Source organism: Corynebacterium antarcticum, assembly GCF_016595285.2.
In the GTDB taxonomy this organism is placed as follows: domain Bacteria; phylum Actinomycetota; class Actinomycetes; order Mycobacteriales; family Mycobacteriaceae; genus Corynebacterium; species Corynebacterium antarcticum.
Genome location: NZ_JAENIP020000003.1, coordinates 329,828 through 347,473 on the forward strand (window position 1 = coordinate 329,828; position 17,646 = coordinate 347,473).

General features: G+C 65.6%; 16 protein-coding genes. 13 read left to right on the forward strand and 3 right to left on the reverse strand.

Annotated elements, in window-relative coordinates; translation table 11 throughout:
* Nucleotides 1-51: 51 nt before the first annotated feature.
* The 3 genes from JIM95_RS08810 to JIM95_RS08820 form a co-directional block, all read right to left on the reverse strand.
* Entirely contained in the window at nt 52-1,179 is a 1,128-nt protein-coding gene (locus JIM95_RS08810; protein ID WP_200258827.1) for an ABC transporter ATP-binding protein, read from the reverse strand.
* A gap of 224 nt (nt 1,180-1,403) precedes the next feature.
* Entirely contained in the window at nt 1,404-1,697 is a 294-nt protein-coding gene (locus tag JIM95_RS08815; RefSeq protein WP_200258829.1) for a DUF2249 domain-containing protein, read from the reverse strand.
* 130 nt (nt 1,698-1,827) lie between these two features.
* Nucleotides 1,828-3,543, reverse strand: a complete 1,716-nt coding sequence (locus tag JIM95_RS08820; RefSeq protein ID WP_200258831.1) for a long-chain fatty-acid--CoA ligase — start codon at nt 3,541-3,543, stop codon at nt 1,828-1,830.
* Between the two features lie 530 nt (nt 3,544-4,073).
* Between JIM95_RS08820 and rho the strand changes: the two genes are divergently transcribed.
* The 13 genes from rho to atpD all read left to right on the forward strand — a co-directional run bounded on the left by rho (nt 4,074) and on the right by atpD (nt 17,644).
* Entirely contained in the window at nt 4,074-6,029 is a 1,956-nt protein-coding gene (gene rho, locus JIM95_RS08825) for a transcription termination factor Rho (RefSeq protein WP_200258833.1), read from the forward strand.
* A gap of 1 nt (nt 6,030) precedes the next feature.
* On the forward strand, nt 6,031-7,104 hold the full coding sequence (gene prfA / locus JIM95_RS08830) for a peptide chain release factor 1 (protein ID WP_200258835.1): 1,074 nt from the start codon (nt 6,031-6,033) through the stop codon (nt 7,102-7,104).
* 11 nt (nt 7,105-7,115) lie between these two features.
* Entirely contained in the window at nt 7,116-7,970 is an 855-nt protein-coding gene (gene prmC / locus JIM95_RS08835) for a peptide chain release factor N(5)-glutamine methyltransferase (RefSeq protein ID WP_200258837.1), read from the forward strand.
* A 33-nt stretch (nt 7,971-8,003) separates the two neighbouring features.
* Complete coding sequence (locus tag JIM95_RS08840) at nt 8,004-8,654, forward strand: L-threonylcarbamoyladenylate synthase (RefSeq protein WP_200258844.1); 651 nt, start codon at nt 8,004-8,006, stop codon at nt 8,652-8,654.
* Nucleotide 8,655: 1 nt separating this feature from the next.
* Nucleotides 8,656-9,831, forward strand: a complete 1,176-nt coding sequence (locus JIM95_RS08845; protein WP_200258852.1) for a glycosyltransferase family 4 protein — start codon at nt 8,656-8,658, stop codon at nt 9,829-9,831.
* A gap of 10 nt (nt 9,832-9,841) precedes the next feature.
* Nucleotides 9,842-10,273, forward strand: coding sequence for a Cg1360 family ATP-synthase-associated protein (locus JIM95_RS08850; RefSeq protein ID WP_200258854.1), 432 nt, complete (start codon nt 9,842-9,844; stop codon nt 10,271-10,273).
* Nucleotides 10,274-10,772: 499 nt separating this feature from the next.
* On the forward strand, nt 10,773-11,585 hold the full coding sequence (gene atpB, locus JIM95_RS08855) for a F0F1 ATP synthase subunit A (RefSeq protein WP_200259417.1): 813 nt from the start codon (nt 10,773-10,775) through the stop codon (nt 11,583-11,585).
* A 172-nt stretch (nt 11,586-11,757) separates the two neighbouring features.
* Entirely contained in the window at nt 11,758-11,997 is a 240-nt protein-coding gene (locus JIM95_RS08860) for an ATP synthase F0 subunit C (RefSeq protein ID WP_200258857.1), read from the forward strand.
* Nucleotides 11,998-12,046: 49 nt separating this feature from the next.
* Nucleotides 12,047-12,625, forward strand: a complete 579-nt coding sequence (locus tag JIM95_RS08865; protein WP_200258859.1) for a F0F1 ATP synthase subunit B — start codon at nt 12,047-12,049, stop codon at nt 12,623-12,625.
* A 5-nt stretch (nt 12,626-12,630) separates the two neighbouring features.
* Nucleotides 12,631-13,449, forward strand: coding sequence for a F0F1 ATP synthase subunit delta (locus tag JIM95_RS08870; protein WP_200258861.1), 819 nt, complete (start codon nt 12,631-12,633; stop codon nt 13,447-13,449).
* A 69-nt stretch (nt 13,450-13,518) separates the two neighbouring features.
* The gene (gene atpA / locus JIM95_RS08875) at nt 13,519-15,162 is read left to right on the forward strand and encodes a F0F1 ATP synthase subunit alpha (protein WP_200259420.1); all 1,644 of its coding nucleotides are present in this window, start codon (nt 13,519-13,521) and stop codon (nt 15,160-15,162) included.
* A gap of 52 nt (nt 15,163-15,214) precedes the next feature.
* A complete protein-coding gene (locus JIM95_RS08880) occupies nt 15,215-16,195 on the forward strand; it encodes a F0F1 ATP synthase subunit gamma (protein WP_200258871.1) in 981 nt (326 codons plus the stop codon).
* Between the two features lie 3 nt (nt 16,196-16,198).
* The gene (atpD, locus tag JIM95_RS08885; protein ID WP_200258874.1) at nt 16,199-17,644 is read left to right on the forward strand and encodes a F0F1 ATP synthase subunit beta; all 1,446 of its coding nucleotides are present in this window, start codon (nt 16,199-16,201) and stop codon (nt 17,642-17,644) included.
* Nucleotides 17,645-17,646: the final 2 nt, after the last annotated feature.

A 17,646-nucleotide genomic window follows, 5' to 3' on the forward strand; every position in this document is an offset into this window, starting at 1 on the left:
GATCGAGCTCCCGGACACCCCATTTTCCGCTACCCGGGACGTGGTACGGGGTCAGGCGATCCGCTCGCCGGTGGCCACGCTGAAGCAGTGCTGCTGATTCTCCCGGATCCGGACGTGGATCGTCTCCCCGCGCTTCGGTGCGGTACGCGGGGGGACCCGCACGATGATGGGTGAATCAGCGGATTGATCCGGGCCCGAGCCGATCGCCGGATCCGAGGCACCCGCGAGGTGCCCGTAGATGTAGGCGTCGGAGCCCAGTTCCTCGACGAGGTCGACGACCACCGGAATGGTGGTGTCCACCTCTTCGCTGACGACCTCGAGGCTCTCCGGGCGGAAACCGATCGTGATGCGCCCGCCGTCCGCCTCGGTGAGTGCGGCGACCGTGTCACTCGGGAGCCTGACCGCGGCGGAACCGAGTCGGGCCTCGTCGCCGTCGACGTGGAATGTCCCGAGGTTCATCGCGGGTGATCCGATGAATCCGGCGACGAACCTGTTCACGGGCCGGTCGTACATGTCCTGCGGTGTGCCGCACTGCTGAAGCACCCCGTCTTTGAGCACGGCGATCCGGTCGCCCATGGTCAGCGCCTCCGTCTGGTCGTGCGTGACGTACACCGTGGTGACGCCGAGATTGCGCTGCAGCGAGGCGATCTGGGTGCGGGTCTGCACCCGGAGTTTCGCGTCGAGGTTGGACAGCGGCTCGTCCATCAGGAACACCTGGGGTTCACGGACGATGGCGCGGCCCATGGCGACGCGCTGACGCTGGCCGCCGGAGAGCGCCTTGGGCTTCCGGTCCAGGAACGGCTCGAGCCCGAGGATTCCCGCGGCTTCGTCCACCCGGCGGGCGATCTCGTCTTTCGGGGCCTTGGCGATCTTGAGGGCGAAGCCCATGTTCTCCCGGACGGTCATGTGTGGGTAGAGCGCGTAGTTCTGGAACACCATCGCGATGTCCCGGTCCTTCGGCAGCACCGACGTGACGTCGCGGTCCCCGATGAGGATGCGGCCCGAGTTGACGTCCTCCAGCCCCGCGAGCATCCGGAGTGAGGTGGATTTTCCGCAGCCCGAGGGGCCGACGAGAACGAGGAACTCACCGTCCTCGATGTGCAGATCGAGTGCGTCGACGGCCGGATGGTCGGCCCCCGGGTAGATGCGACTGGCCTTGTCGAAGGTCACTGTAGCCATGGTTGATTTTCCTCCACCGGCAGGTACGTGCCGGACGATCCGAGTGGAGTACCGCCCCGTCGCGGACGTCCGGCGCCGTGGTCCGGCGCCGCCGCCGGCCGGGGAACCGGATTTCGTGACCCGGGATGACACTGACCGCACACTGTTGTACAGATCACCTCATGATGCCACAGTGCGGCTCGCCGGGGGGCGTGGTCGGGGAAATCTCGCCGGTCCGGGTGGGGTCAGGCCATCCGGGTGAACTTGATGCGCCATTCGTCCGGTCCCTGCTGGAGGAACCTCATCTCGAAGGACTCCGCACGGGCCGCGATCTCGTTGAGCAGCGGCACCGGATTGTGCGGGGCGACGAGGACGAGAGCCCCTCCGACCGGGAGCACGCCCAGTGCGCCGTGGATCGCTCCGTGACGGATGGCGTGCGGTATCGCGGCGGCATCCAGTTCCGGAACCGGCACGTCATGTTCACCGCAGCCGCAGGCACCCGTCTTCTCGGTCAGAGGCAGTTCTTCCCTGGGCTTCATGGCGGTTCCTTCCGGCGGGGCTGCAGACGTTGTTCCACGATGTTATCCCGGACCGGGTCCGGTTGTCACCGGTGACCGGGGCCCGGCCGGCCCGTCCCGGGTGGGGGGACCATCACCGCCGGTGACCGTCTCAGCGTTCCCCGGGGCCCTTGAGCCGGATGACCTCGAATTCGCCGTCGGCGAGGTGCTTGCGCAGGTCCTTCTTGTCGAACTTGTCCACGCTGGTCCGGTCGATCTGTTCGACGAAGGTCCAGTACTCGGGAAGCATCCAGGCCGGCAGTTTCTCGCGCAGGTTGTCCCGGAGGCGTTCGGCGGTGGCACGGTCCGGGGCAACGCCCTCATGCAGGACGGTGACCGCGAGCGGTCGTTCACCCCACTTGTCGTCCGGATAGCCGATGACCGCGGACTCGACGACCTCCTCGGATTCCATGACCATGTTCTCCAGCTGGACGGAGTAGATCCACTCACCACCGGACCGGATCACGTCGCGGGCCCGGTCCTCGACGGTGAGGAAGCCGTCGCGGGTGATCGAACCGACGTCGCCGGTGCGCAGCCATCCGTCGTCGGTGAATTTGTCGGCGGCATCCCCGACCTCCTCGCCCCGGAAGTTCCGCGCGAGACCGCCCCGGTCCTCCTCCGGCGAGTGGTAGTAGGAGGCGGTGACCCAGTTGCCCCGTACCTGGATCTCACCCTGGTTCCGGTCGGTCCCGGTGACCTCACGCCCGTCGTTGACGACGCGGTACTCGATGGACGCGGGGAACCGGCCCTGACTGATTCGGTAGGTCCAGCGTGTCTGGCCGGAGGCGCCCATCGGGGGGCGGGCGACCGTGCCGATCGGCGACGTTTCGGTCATGCCCCAGATGTGGATGACGTCCACACCGTAGCGCTCCTCCCACATCTTGATCAGAACCGGCGGAACCGGGGATCCCCCGGCGAAGATCTCCTGGAGGCTCATCCGTTCCGGGGGGTTGGAGAGGTAGTGCACCATCAGGGAGATCCAAAGGGTGGGCACACCGGAGGCGGCCCGTGGATGGGTGGTCGCGATGATCTTCGCGAGAGACGGTGCGGACAGGTCCGATCCCGGGAGGATCATCGGCGCCCCGGACATGAATGCGGAGATCGGAACGCCCCAGGACAGCACATGGTAGATCGGCACGCAGCAGAGGAAGGGGACGCCGTGGCTGACGGCGAAGCTGTCCGTGGTCCGGAGGCTCATGGAGTGCAGGTAGATCGACCGGTGCGAGTAGACGACGCCCTTCGGGGCGCCCGTGGTTCCGGTCGAGTAGCAGATCGCAGCCGCCGTGTGTTCGTCGAGGACGGGCCAGTCGTAGTCCGTGGAACGGCCGTCGATGAGGGACTCGTAGGAGTGGATCCGGATGTGCCCGGGCAGGTGCGGGGACAGTGTATCTATGTCCCGCAACCCCGTGACGACGACATCCGTCACCCTCGGGCAGTGCTCCAGCACCCGCCCCAGTTCGGGGAGAAGCCTGGGATCCGCGATGATCACCCGGTCGTCGGCGTGGTTGATGATGTGCGCGATCTGATCGTCCATGAGCTGCTTGTTCAGGGGGTTGAACACCGCCCCCATGCAGCTGACCGCGAAGAGCGTCTCCAGGTGCTCGGCGCAGTTGTACATGAATGTGCCGATCCGCTGGTCGGAGTCGATGCCCAGTTCGTCCCTGAGTGCGTTGGCGAGGGCCGCTGCCCTGGCCCCGATCTCACTGAACGTCAGCGCGGTGGGCTCGCCGTCGTCCCAGCTCGTGACCGTCGAGGACCCGTGAACGGTTGAACCGTACCTAAGTATCCTGGTCAGCGACATGGGGATGTCGTGCATCGTGCTAAGCATGTCCACCACCTTATCCGTGCTCCCCGTGCCGCGGGGATCCCACGGCGTGGTCGGGCGGGAGTGGCGGCACACCCGGTGCCTGCGCCGCGGCGGCCGGGGCCGGTGCAGGCCGGTGTGGGCGCAAGTGTCCCGGATGCGCTAAAGTGGTGGATTGAACCGACAGGTTGATGCAGTGTGACCGCCAGGGGCGAGATGCGGAGGAGAATCGTCGGATAAGACGGTTTCTCGCACTCCCTCCCACGGCCGCACACTCGAGGGTCCGGGGTTTTTCAGATCCGGGCTCGGTAAGACGGCTTCCATGACGGGGCCCGGCGGTACATCCGCGGGGCAATCCCGAACGAAGCACCCAGACAAGTCCGAAGCAGAGCTTCATCCGTTCCCGGCGTATCCGCGGACATCCTTCATCCGGAGTTCCCGAGTCCGTCGGATCTGCGAGGACTGACATTTTCCGTGAAAAGCTGCCGGCAGCAACTTCTGCCCCAGTGGCGCGCGACGCCGACTGTGCCGGTACAGCGATTGAAAGGACTTTCGTGACCGAAACGGACAACGCCAACAAGGATCTTGCCTCGTTCAAGCTCACCGAGCTGCGTCAGATGGCGCAGAAGCTCGGTATCCGAGGTATTTCCGGCAAGCGCAAGGGAGACCTCATCGAGGCCATTCGCGGCGCGGGCGGACAGAAGCAGGCCCCGGCGGCCGCATCTGCGAGCGATGATCAGGGCGCACAGAACCCGGATGAGTCCGGTGGTACCCGCCGTCGACGTCGGGTGACCACCCCGACGATCACTCCCGAGGAATCCGCGCCGGCATCCGTCGATCACCCGGACAACGTCCGGGAGTCGGGCGAGCAGAACCAGGAAGACCGCGGGCGCAACCGTTCCCGCAACGACGACCGGGACGATGACCGCGGTCGCGGGCGCGGCAACGACGGTGAGGACTCCTCCCAGAGCGGCGACGACGGTGACGATGACGGCCACTACGAGTCGCGGGCGGCGGCCCGCAGGGCGCGTCGCAACCGCGCCCGTCAGCAGCAGCGCAAGGGCGGCCGCGACAACAACGACGGTGGCCAGCAGAATGACGACGACGACAACGGCAACGGTCGCAACAACAACCGACGGAACAACAACGACGACCGTGACTCCGACAACGGCAACGGCCGCAACAACCGTCGGGACCGCAACCGCGACGACAATGACGGGGGAGGCCGCGGAAACCGCCGCAACCGCCGCAACCGTCGGGACCGTAACCGCGGCAACAACGACAACCACGGCAACAACCACGGCAACGACGATTCCAGGGACGATGACGTGTTCTCACCCGTCGGCGGCATTCTCGACATCGTCGACAACAACCTCGCCTTCGTCCGGACCACCGGCTACCACGCGGGACCGGCGGATGTCTTCGTTCCCCAGCAGATGGTCCGCCGCTTCGGCCTCCGCCCGGGTGACGCGATCACCGGCCAGGTGAAGATGCGTGCCGACGGCCAGCCCGCCAACCAGCACAGTGGTGGCGGCCGGAACCGGCAGAAGTACAACTCGCTCGTCCGGGTCGACACCGTCAACCAGATGAGTCCCGAGGAGGCGCGCAAGCGCCCCGACTTCTACAAGCTCACACCTCTCTACCCCAACAAGCGTCTGCGTCTCGAGACGGACCCGAAGATCCTGACCACGCGACTGATCGACCTGATCATGCCGATCGGCAAGGGGCAGCGTGCGCTGATCGTCTCCCCGCCGAAGGCCGGTAAGACGACGATCATGCAGAACATCGCGAACGCGATCGCGACGAACAACCCGGAGTGCCACTGCATGATCGTCCTCGTCGACGAGCGTCCGGAAGAAGTCACCGACATGCAGCGTTCGGTGAAGGGTGAGGTCATCGCCTCCACCTTCGACCGCCCGCCGAGCGAGCACACCGCCGTCGCGGAGCTCGCCATCGAGCGTGCGAAGCGGCTCGTCGAGGAGGGTAAGGACGTCGTCGTCCTGCTCGACTCGATCACCCGACTGGGGCGTGCCTACAACAACAGCTCCCCGGCGTCGGGCCGCATCCTCTCCGGTGGCGTCGACTCGAACGCCCTCTACCCGCCGAAGCGTTTCCTCGGTGCCGCCCGGAACATCGAGCAGGGTGGTTCACTGACGATCATCGCGACGGCGATGGTCGAGACCGGCTCCGCCGGAGACACGGTGATCTTCGAGGAATTCAAGGGCACCGGCAACGCCGAGCTCAAGCTGGACCGCAAGATCTCCGAGCGTCGGGTGTTCCCGGCCGTCGACGTCAATCCCTCCGGTACCCGGAAGGACGAGCTGCTGCTCGCTCCCGAGGAGGCTCGACTGATGCACAAGCTGCGTCGGATCCTGTCCGCCCTGGACAATCAGCAGGCCATCGATCTGCTGATCAAGCAGCTGAAGAAGACGAAGTCCAACGCGGAGTTCATGATGCAGATCGCCTCGTCGGCCCCGATGGCGTCCGACGGCGAGGAGGAGTACTCCTAAGATGTCGAATCAGGTTTCCGCCGTCGACGACATCCTGTCCGAGTACCAGGGTCTCGAGGCGCAACTCGCGGATCCCGAACTCCACAATGATCCGGCGGCCGCCCGCAGGGTCGGCAAGCGCTACTCGCAGCTGCAGCCCATCATCCGCGTGCACGATGAACTGTCCGCCGTGAAGGGTGATCTGGAGGCCGCGCGGGAGATGGCGCACGAGGACGCCGAGTTCGCCGCGGAGGCGGACCGGCTCGCCGAGCGTCAGGTTGAACTGGAGGAGAAGCTCGCGGATCTTCTCGCCCCGCGTGACCCCCACGACGCCGATGACATCGTCATGGAGATCAAGTCCGGTGCCGGTGGCGAGGAGGCGGCGTTGTTCGCCGGTGAGCTCGCCCGGATGTACCAGCGCTACGCCGAGAAGCACGGCTTCGTCACCGAGGTGCTCGGCCTCAGCGAATCGGATCTCGGCGGAGTCAAGGACATGACCTTGTCCATCAAGTCGAAGCAGCCGTCCGCGGACGGCGCGTGGAGCGTGTTCAAGTTCGAGGGCGGTGTCCACCGGGTCCAACGTGTCCCCGTCACCGAGTCCCAGGGCCGGATCCAGACCTCCGCGGCGGGTGTCCTCGTCTACCCCGAGCCCGACGAGATCGAGGCCGTCGAGATCGACGACAAGGACCTCCGGGTGGACGTCTACCGCTCCTCGGGTAAGGGCGGGCAGGGCGTCAACACCACCGACTCCGCCGTCCGCATCACCCACCTGCCCACCGGCATCGTGGTGACGTGCCAGAAGGAACGCTCCCAGATCCAGAACAAGGCCCGCGCCATGCAGGTCCTCGCCGCCCGGCTGCAGCAGCAGATCGAGGAGGCGGCCGACGCGGAGGCCGCGGAGGGACGTGCGGCGCAGATCCGGACGATGGACCGCTCGGAACGGATCCGCACCTACAACTGGCCGGAGAACCGGGTCAGCGACCACCGGATCGGGTACAAGTCCAACAACCTGGACACCGTCCTGAACGGCGGTCTCGAGGATCTGTTCGCTGCGCTGCAGACCGCTGAACGCAACGCCCGTCTGGAAGCCGAGTAGGGGCCGTACACGTGCGAAACACGGTGACCGCTGCAGTGCACGATGCTGCGGCGGTTCTCGCTACCGCGGGCGTGGAAACGCCACTCGTCGACGCCCAACTCATCGCGGCACATCTGCTCGGCTGCGGTCGGATGGACCTCTTCCTCCGCGGTGATGAGGTGATCCCGGAGGGTTTCGGGGAACTCGTCGCCCGCCGGGCCCGGCGGGAGCCGCTCCAGTACATCACCGGCACGGCCCCCGTAGGGGCCCTCGATCTCGAGGTCGGGCCCGGTGTGTTCATCCCCCGTCCCGAAACCGAGCTGCTCGCCGAGTGGGGAATCGCGGCGATCGCCGACCGTACCGCTCCCGTCGTCGTGGATCTCTGCACCGGCTCCGGGACCCTTGCCCTGGCCGTCGCCGTGGCCAGGGGTGATGCGACCGTGACCGCGGTCGAACTCGATTCGTCCGCGGCGGACTGGGCCCGGCGGAACATCACCGCCCACGCCCCGGCGGTCCGGCTCGTGGAGGCTGACGCCACGCAGCGGGGGATTCTGTGCGAGCTCCACCGGAGCGTCGATCTCGTGCTGTCAAACCCGCCCTACGTCCCGGAGCACGAATCTGACGGAATACCACCGGAGGTCCGGCACGATCCGCACCACGCCGTGTTCGGGGGAGCGGACGGAATGTCGGTCATTCTCCCGATGCTGGAGAACGTCCACGCGCTGCTGAAGGACGGGGGACTGTGCGGCGTCGAACACGATGACGCCACGGGAGACGCCGTGAGGACGGCGTTCGCCGATCACGGGGGCTTCACGTACATCCGGACCCACCGGGACCTGGCCGGTCGGGAACGTTTCACCACGGCGAGTAGACTCGGACGAAGCTGAACGAGGTTCCACCCGGAAAGAGAGAACAGACCAGTGAGCCGGATCTACAACTGCCTGAACCCCGAGGACCGCATGAATGGCCTCTCCGCGGCCGTGAGCTCGGTCAAGGGCGGCGGGCTCGTCGTCCTGCCGACGGACACCCTCTACGGCATCGGGTGTGACGCCTTCGACAACCGGGCTGTCGCGGATCTCCTCCGGGCGAAGCACCGGGGGCCGGACATGCCGGTCCCCGTGCTGGTCGGGAGCTGGGACACCGTCCACGGGCTCGTCCGCGACAACCAGCCCGCCGCCCGTACGCTGATCGAGGCCTTCTGGCCGGGAGGCCTGTCCATCGTCGTCGCGCAGGCACCGAGCCTGCCGTGGAACCTCGGGGACACCAGGGGGACGGTGATGCTGCGCATGCCCCTGCACCCGGTGGCGATAGAACTCCTCCGGGAAACCGGACCGATGGCGGTGTCGAGCGCGAACATCTCCGGTCAACCGCCGGCGACGACCGTGGAGGAGGCCCGACGACAACTCGGGACCACGGCCTCGGTCTATCTCGACGGCGGAACCTGTCCCACCGCGATGCCCTCGAGCATCGTCGACCTCTCCGGTTCCCGGCCCCGGTTGCTCCGTGAGGGGGCGGTCTCCGTCGACCGGATAGCGGAGGCACTGGGCATCGCACCAGAGACGTTGACCTGACATGGGGGCCGGAGGTGCCGGGGTTCCCCTGCGTGAACTCGGGCTGGTTCTCCTGGTCGCCTGTGCCGTGACCTACCTGACGACCGGGATCATCCGGCACGTCCTCGTCCGGGCGGGCAAGGTCGATCCGGTGCGGGAGCGGGACGTCCACAAACACCCGACCCCTCAGATGGGCGGGGTCGCCATGTTCACGGGTTTCCTGGTGGCGGTGTTCGTGGCGCAGCAGCTTCCGGCACTGAACCGGGGCTTCCAACCGATCACACCCGAGATGGGGGCGGTGGTCTGTGCCGGTTTCGTCATCGTCATGGTCGGCATCCTCGACGACTTCCTGGAGCTCGACGCGCTGACCAAGCTCATCGGGCAGACACTCGGGGCCGTGGTGATGAGTCTGATGGGGCTGACGTGGACGTTGATCTACCTCCCGTTCGGTGGCGGAACCACCGTGGTCCTCGACCAGGTCCTCTCCACGGTGCTCACCGCTTTCGTCACGGTGTCGTTGATCAACGCACTCAACTTCGTCGACGGCAGCGACGGCCTCGCGGCGGGTGTGGGGATGATCACCGGGGGAGCCATCCTCACCTTCGCCCTGACCATCCTCCACGACCAGGGTGGAGCCGTGTCGGCGTACCCGCCCGCGATCATCGGGGCCGGGCTCGTCGGCGTGTGCCTGGGATTCCTCCCGCACAACTTCGCACCCGCGCGGATCTTCATGGGGGACACCGGGAGCATGCTGATCGGACTGCTGCTGGCCGCCGCCTCGACCTCGGCCTCCGGCAAGATCAATCTCTCGCTGTACGGCGTCGCCGACGTGTTCGCGGTCATGGCACCGGTGATCGTCGCCGCGGGCTGCGTCTGTGTGCCCCTCGCGGAGCTCGTCATCACCGTGGTACGGCGCCTGCTGACCGGACAGTCGATGGCGGTGCCGGACAAGAATCATCTGCACCACCAGCTCATGCGTCACGGACACACACCACGTCAGGTCGCCCTGGCCATCTACCTCTGGACTTTCGCCGTCGCGTTCGGCGCCGTCGCGTTCACCGTGCTCCCGGTCTATGACGCGCTCTTCGGTTTCTTCCTCGCGCTCGTCCTCGCGTTCATCGCGACGATCGCGCCCGTGCTCGACAAGCGTTCCCGCGACCGGGAGAGTGCGTCACCGGGGTCTCTTCCGGTCACGTAGTATCCCACTCGTGAGTGAAACGAAGCAGACCCCCGAATCGCAGTACGACGACCACCGTGTCCCGTTGATCCGGGCCGCACGCCTGGGGGCGGTCGCCCTCGTGGTGACCACGCTCCTGCTCGGAGCACTGTGGACAAGTGTCGACGGGATGCCCGGATTGTGGGGTGTTCTCGTCGGGGCGGGCGTCGGGGGTGGTTTCCTCCTCATGACGGTGCTGAGCGTCCTGGTCACGAGTGGGCAGTCGCCGTCGACGACCGCGGCCGTCGTGCTCGGCAGCTGGCTGTTGAAGCTGGTGGTCCTCCTCGTCGTGCTCTTCGTCCTCAGGAACCTCGACTTCTACTCCGGAAGGGCGCTGTTCACGACCGTCGTCGTCGCGATCGTGGCGGTGATCGGGTCGGAGACCTGGGGGATCGTCCGGACCCGCACGACGTACGTGTCGTGACACGCCGGGTCACCGATCGACCCGCCGGACGCCCGGATTCCCTGCTGGTCGAGCGTGTTCCGGGGGCCTCGGGGGCACCATCGGGCCGTTCCGGACCCACAGCGGAAGGTTCGTGAATCTACCCCCGGTAACGCCCCGCACCTCGCGTGTGACAGAGCTTACAGGTGAGTGTTTTCCCCGCTGAACGGGTGTGCCACACCCGTGTTTCCGGGGGGCACCAGCCACCCCGGGGCATTCTTCGGTAAACGTACCCGGCACCTGATAGTCTGATCCCGGGTCCACGGAGCCGCTGTGCTGACATGCTTTCGTCCGCACGGACGTGCCGCTCTCCGGGCGGTGCGTCGACTGACGCGGGCCCCGGTGATCACCGCGATGATGTGCGACGGAGTCCGCGGTCGATCCAGGTACCTTTCAGACGTCCATCGCACCGCACCCAGAGGCAGAAACGTCGGGTGCGGCCCGAACACGGGAGAGAACGCTGAGCGTTATGACACTGTCCATGAAGGGCGAGTTCCACAAGCCCGACCTGGACCAAGAATTTTTCCCGGGGTACGTGAATGAGCACGGGGACGTCGTGAACCTCTGGTTCCACGACTTCCTCAACGGCGCATTCGCACTCGACCGTCTGATGTTCGTCCGCCTGCTCATGGCGGTCCTGCTCGTCGTCTTCTTCGCGGTTGCCATGCGGAATCCCAAGCTGATTCCGTCCCGGCTGCAGAGCGTGGGGGAGATGGGCCTCGATTTCGTCCGGCTCCACATCGCTGAGGAGATCCTCGGCAAGCGGGAGGGTCGTCGCTTTCTGCCGTTGCTGACGGCCATCTTCTTCACCGTCTTCGCGATGAACCTCCCGTCGGTGGTCCCGGGCCTGAACATCTCCCCGAATGCTCGAATCGGTATGCCGCTGACGCTGGCGATCGTCGGTTACATCGCGTTCATCTACGCCGGTGTGAAGCGTTACGGCTTCTTCAAGTACGTGAAGTGCTCCACGGTGGTCCCGAACCTTCCGCTGCTCCTGCACGTGCTGACGATCCCGATCGAGTTCTTCTCGACGTTCGTCATGCGGCCGGCCACGCTGACACTGCGTCTCATGGCCAACATGCTTGCGGGTCACCTCATTCTGGTTCTGCTGTTCTCCGCCACGAACTTCTTCTTCTGGCAGCTGAATGGCTGGACCGTCCTGAGTGGTGTGACCTTCTTCGCCGGAATCGCGTTCACGTTGTTCGAGCTGCTGGTGATCTTCCTGCAGGCGTACATCTTCGCGCTCCTCTCGGCCGTATACATCGAACTGTCGCTGCACGCGGACGAACACTGACGAAACCCGCCGCCCTCCGGGTGGCGGAAGGTCCGTGGTCCCGGGAATCCGGCCCACGAACCGGCACCGGCCCAGGCCGGGGCGAAAACACGGTCAACTGAATACCCCACAATCATCACCTCGCCCGGGGGACAATCACCCTCCCGGGCTCAAGAAAGGGAACGACACACCAATGAACGAGATCATCCTCGCGCAGGAAGCCGCCACCTCCTTCTCCGGTTTCGGCGCCATCGGCTACGGCCTCGCCGCAATCGGCCCCGGCATCGGCATCGGCATCCTGGTCGGCAAGACCCTCGAGGGCATGGCTCGCCAGCCTGAGATGGCCGGCCAGCTGCGTACCACCATGTTCCTGGGTATCGCCTTCGTGGAGGCCCTCGCCCTCATCGGCCTCGTCGCCGGCTTCATGTTCTGATCCACTGAACAGCGAAGAACCACGCCGACAACGAAAGCTGTGAGGACCTATGACTAACCACCTTTACCACCTTGCCGAAGGTGGCGCGGAGCACGGCAATCTGCCGATGAGCGGCCAGATTTCGCCGCTGCTCCCGTTCACCTACGACATGGTCTGGTCGGCGCTGTGCTTCATTGTCATCCTGATCGGCTTCTGGAAGTTCGTTCTTCCGAAGGCCCGCGAAGTGCTCGTCGAGCGGGAGGACCGCATCAAGGGCGGTATCCAGCGCGCCGAGGCCGCGCAGGCGGAAGCCAAGGCCGCCCTCGAGAAGTACAACGCCCAGCTCGCTGAGGCCCGTGCTGAAGCCGCGCAGATCCGCGAGGACGCGCGCACCAAGGGCAAGCAGATCATCGAGGACATGAAGACCCAGGCCACCGAAGAAAGCAACCGAATCATCGAGTCCGGTGAGAAGCAGCTGATGGCCCAGCGCGAGCAGGTCGTCACCGAACTGCGCCGCGAGATGGGACAGAACTCGATCAACCTGGCCGAGCGTCTGCTCGGTGAGCATCTGGGCGACAACGTCAAGCGCTCCGGGACGATCGACACGTTCCTCTCCGATCTCGACACCGTGGCCCCGGCAGGAAAGTGAGCGACATGCACGCAGCGAGCCGCGAGGCATTGGCGAAGGCGACGCGCAATCTGGACACCATCCTGTCCGGCCAGGGCAACGCCGTGGCCACCGCCGCACAGACCGGAACCGAGCTTTTCGACGTCGTGGAGATCCTCGACGGCGACCGCGCCCTGCGTGTCGCTGCAGCGGAGGTATCCAACCCCGCCGAGCAGCGCGTGGGACTGGTACGGGAGGTGTTCGGCGGCAAGATCTCCGACACCACCCTCAGGGTCCTCGTGGATGCGGTTGAACTGACCTGGTCCACCCCGCGTGAGATGCGTGAGGGCCTGGTCGAACTCGGCCGCCGCGCACTGCTGGAGTCGGCCCGGAGCCAGGGACAACTGGAACAGGTCGAGGACGAGCTTTTCCGGCTCTCCCGCATCCTGACCGACCAGCCCCGACTCACCCAGCTCCTCGACGACCGCACGGCGACAGCCGACGCGAAGCGCGGACTGCTGGCGAATGTTCTGTACGGCAAGGTCACCCCGGTGACCGAGGCGCTCGCACTCCAGGCGATCACCCGACGTGACCACGGTCCCGTCCAGGACATCGCCGCACTGAGTGCGCTGGCCGCCGACATGCAGAACCGGACGGTCGCCCACGTGGTCGCCGCGACCCAGCTCACTGCGCAGCAGGAGCAGGGCCTCAAGGACAAGCTGGGCGCGATCTACGGTCGTGAGATGTCCATCCACTCAGAGGTTGAACCCAGCCTCCTCGGTGGTGTGGTCGTCCGCGTCGGTTCGGAAGTCATCGACGGTTCCACTTCAGGCAAGCTTCAACGCCTGCGGTCGAAACTGCCGTGACCGGCGCCGACTACGACCAGGAGAACTAGACAAATAATGCTGGAAGAAACAACCGAGAGCAGGAAGAACATGGCGGAGCTGACGATCTCCTCCGACGAGATCCGTAGCGCGATTGAGAATTACACCTCGAGCTACTCCCCGGAGGCCTCCCGTGAGGAGGTCGGCGTGGTCATTTCGGCGGCTGACGGTATCGCCCAGGTTTTGGGCCTCCCGTCAGTGATGACGAATGAGCTGCTCGAGTTCCCGGGCGGCGTCATCGGCGTCGCACAGAACCTCGACACCGACCGCGTCGGCGTGGTGGTACTGGGCAACTACGAGAGTCTCAAAGAGGGCGACGAAGTTAAGCGGACGGGAGAAGTCCTGTCCATCCCGGTCGGTGACAAATTCCTCGGCCGCGTGATCAACCCCCTGGGTGAACCCATCGACGGTATGGGTGCCATCGAAGCTGAAGAGGACCGTGTCCTCGAGCTTCAGGCGCCCTCGGTGCTGCAGCGTCAGCCCGTCGAGGAGCCCCTCCAGACCGGTATCAAGGCCATCGACGCGATGACCCCGATCGGTCGTGGTCAGCGTCAGCTGATCATCGGCGACCGTAAGACCGGCAAGACCGCGGTCTGCCTGGACACCATCCTCAACCAGAAGGCGAACTGGGAGTCCGGCGATGAGAAGAAGCAGGTCCGCTGCATCTACGTCGCCATCGGTCAGAAGGGTTCCACGATCGCCGGAATCCGGAAGACCCTCGAGGAGCACGGCGCTCTGGAGTACACGACGATCGTCGCCGCTCCGGCTTCCGACTCCGCGGGCTTCAAGTGGCTCGCGCCCTTCGCCGGTGCCGCCCTGGGGCAGCACTGGATGTACAACAACAAGCACGTCCTGGTCATCTACGACGACCTGACGAAGCAGGCCGAGGCGTACCGTGCCATCTCCCTGCTGCTGCGCCGCCCGCCGGGCCGCGAGGCCTACCCGGGTGACGTCTTCTACCTGCACTCCCGTCTGCTGGAGCGCGCCGCCAAGCTGTCCGACGACATGGGCGCCGGCTCGATGACGGCACTGCCGATCATCGAGACCAAGGCCAACGACGTCTCGGCCTTCATCCCGACCAACGTCATCTCCATCACCGACGGTCAGGTGTTCCTCGAGTCGGACCTGTTCAACCAGGGTGTCCGCCCGGCCATCAACGTCGGTGTCTCCGTTTCCCGTGTCGGTGGCGCCGCACAGACCAAGGGCATGAAGAAGGTGTCCGGTTCGCTGCGTCTGGACCTCGCCTCCTACCGTGACCTGGAGGCCTTCGCGGCTTTCGCGTCCGATCTGGATCCGGCGTCCAAGCGTCAGCTGGAACGCGGTCAGCGTCTCGTCGAGCTGCTCAAGCAGTCCGAGAACAACCCGATGGCCGTCGAGGACCAGATGGTCTCCATCTGGCTCGCAGGCGAGGGCCACCTCGACAACGTTCCCGTCGAGGATGTCCGCCGCTTCGAGACCGAACTCCACGAGTACCTGCACGGCAACGCCGGCGAGGTCTACGACCAGATCGCCGGTGGAGCAGCGTTCTCCGACGAATCCAAGGAGACCCTGGTCTCCGCGACCGAGGACTTCAAGCGCACCTTCCAGACCACGGACGGTACCCCGGTCATCAACGAACCTGAGGTCGAGGCGTTGGCAGAGGGCGATCTGAAGAAGAACAAGATCACCGTCTCCCGCAAGTCAGCCAAGAAATAGGGTCGTGACACGCACCATGACCGTCCAAGGAAAAGAAGGGAGGCGATAGACCATGGCCAATCTTCGCGAACTACGTTCCCGCATCAAGTCGGTGAACTCGACCAAGAAGATCACCAAGGCCCAGGAGCTCATCGCCACCTCGCGAATCACGAAGGCCCAGCAGCGGGTCGAGGCTTCGATGCCGTACGCCGAGGAGATCCACCGTGTGATCGAACGCCTCGCGTCCGCCACCGAACTCGACCACGCGATGCTCCGTGAGCGCGAGAACGGACGTCGGGCCGCGATTCTCGTGGTGACCAGTGACCGCGGTATGTGCGGCGGCTACAACTACAACGTCTTCAAGAAGGCCGCCGAACTCCGGGGCATGCTCGAGGACAAGGGCTACGAAGTTGTCCTCTACGTCTCGGGCAACAAGGGACTGAGCTACTACCGCTTCCGTGGCGAGGAGATCGCCGGGGCGTGGACCGGTTTCTCCCAGGATCCAGGATACAAGGAGACGCACGGCATGCGCCGGCACCTGATCGACGGCTTCGTCGCCGGTTCCGCGGGCACCGCCAAGTGGCGCGAGGGACTGTCGACCGCGGAGGGTGAACCCATCCAGGGATTCGACCAGCTGCACGTCGTCTACACCGAGTTCGAGTCGATGCTGACCCAGAACGCCCGGGCGCACCAGCTCCTGCCCATCGAGCCGATCATCGAGCTCGACCACATCGACGCCGGGGAGGACATGCTCGCATCGTCCTCCAACGAGATCGAGGCGGACTACGACTTCGAGCCCAGCGCGGAGGAGCTGCTCGACGCACTGCTGCCGCAGTACGTCTCGCGTGGTCTCTACGCCATGCTTCTCGAAGCCGCGGCCAGCGAGTCAGCGTCCCGACGTACCGCAATGAAGTCTGCGACCGACAACGCCAACGAGCTGGTCAAGGACCTCTCGCGCGTGGCCAACCAGGCCCGTCAGGCACAGATCACCCAGGAAATCACAGAGATCGTCGGTGGCGCGGGAGCGCTCGCCGAAAGCGGAGAAAGTGACTAGATTATGACTACAGCTCTCCAGGAGCAGAACACACAGCAGGTGTCCACCGCCGGCCGTGTCGTGCGCGTCATCGGTCCGGTCGTCGACGTGGAATTCCCGCGCGGCGAGCTTCCGGCCCTGTACAACGCACTGACTGTCGAGATCAAGCTTGAGGCAGTCGCCAAGACCATCACGCTCGAGGTAGCCCAGTACCTGGGTGACAACCTCCTGCGCACCATCTCGATGGCACCGACCGACGGACTCGTCCGCGGCCAGGAGGTCACCGACCTCGGCCGCCCGATCTCTGTCCCCGTCGGCGACGTCGTCAAGGGCCACGTCTTCAACGCCCTCGGTGACTGCCTCGACGAGCCGGGTCTGGGCCGCGACGGTGAGCAGTGGGGCATCCACCGCGACCCGCCGCCCTTCGACCAGCTCGAGGGCAAGACCGAGATCCTCGAGACCGGCATCAAGGTCATCGACCTGCTGACCCCTTACGTCAAGGGCGGAAAGATCGGCCTGTTCGGCGGCGCCGGCGTCGGCAAGACCGTCCTCATCCAGGAGATGATCACCCGTATCGCGCGTGAGTTCTCCGGTACCTCCGTGTTCGCGGGCGTCGGTGAGCGTACCCGTGAGGGCACCGACCTCTTCCTCGAGATGGAGGAGATGGGGGTTCTCCAGGACACCGCACTCGTCTTCGGCCAGATGGACGAGCCGCCGGGAGTCCGTATGCGCGTCGCGCTGTCCGGTCTGACGATGGCGGAGTACTTCCGCGACGTCCAGCACCAGGACGTGCTGCTGTTCATCGACAACATCTTCCGTTTCACCCAGGCCGGCTCCGAGGTCTCGACCCTGCTGGGTCGTATGCCCTCCGCCGTGGGTTACCAGCCCACCCTGGCTGACGAGATGGGTGTGCTCCAGGAGCGCATCACGTCGACGAAGGGCCGGTCGATCACCTCCCTGCAGGCCGTCTACGTGCCCGCCGACGACTACACCGACCCGGCTCCGGCGACCACCTTCGCCCACCTCGACGCAACCACCGAGCTCGACCGCTCGATCGCGTCGAAGGGTATCTACCCGGCCGTGAACCCGCTGACCTCCACGTCACGGATCCTCGAGCCCGGCATCGTCGGTGAGCGTCACTACAACGTCGCGCAGCGTGTGATCAACATCCTGCAGAAGAACAAGGAACTCCAGGACATCATCGCCATCCTCGGTATGGACGAGCTGTCCGAGGAGGACAAGATCACCGTCCAGCGCGCCCGTCGCCTGGAGCGCTTCCTCGGCCAGAACTTCTTCGTCGCGGAGAAGTTCACCGGTATCCCCGGCTCCTACGTGCCGCTGGAGGACACCATCGTGGCCTTCGAGCGCATCTGCCGGGGCGACTTCGACCACTACCCGGAGCAGGCATTCAACGGCCTGGGTGGACTGGACGACGTCGAGGCCGCGTACCAGAAGATGAACGAAAAGTAGAA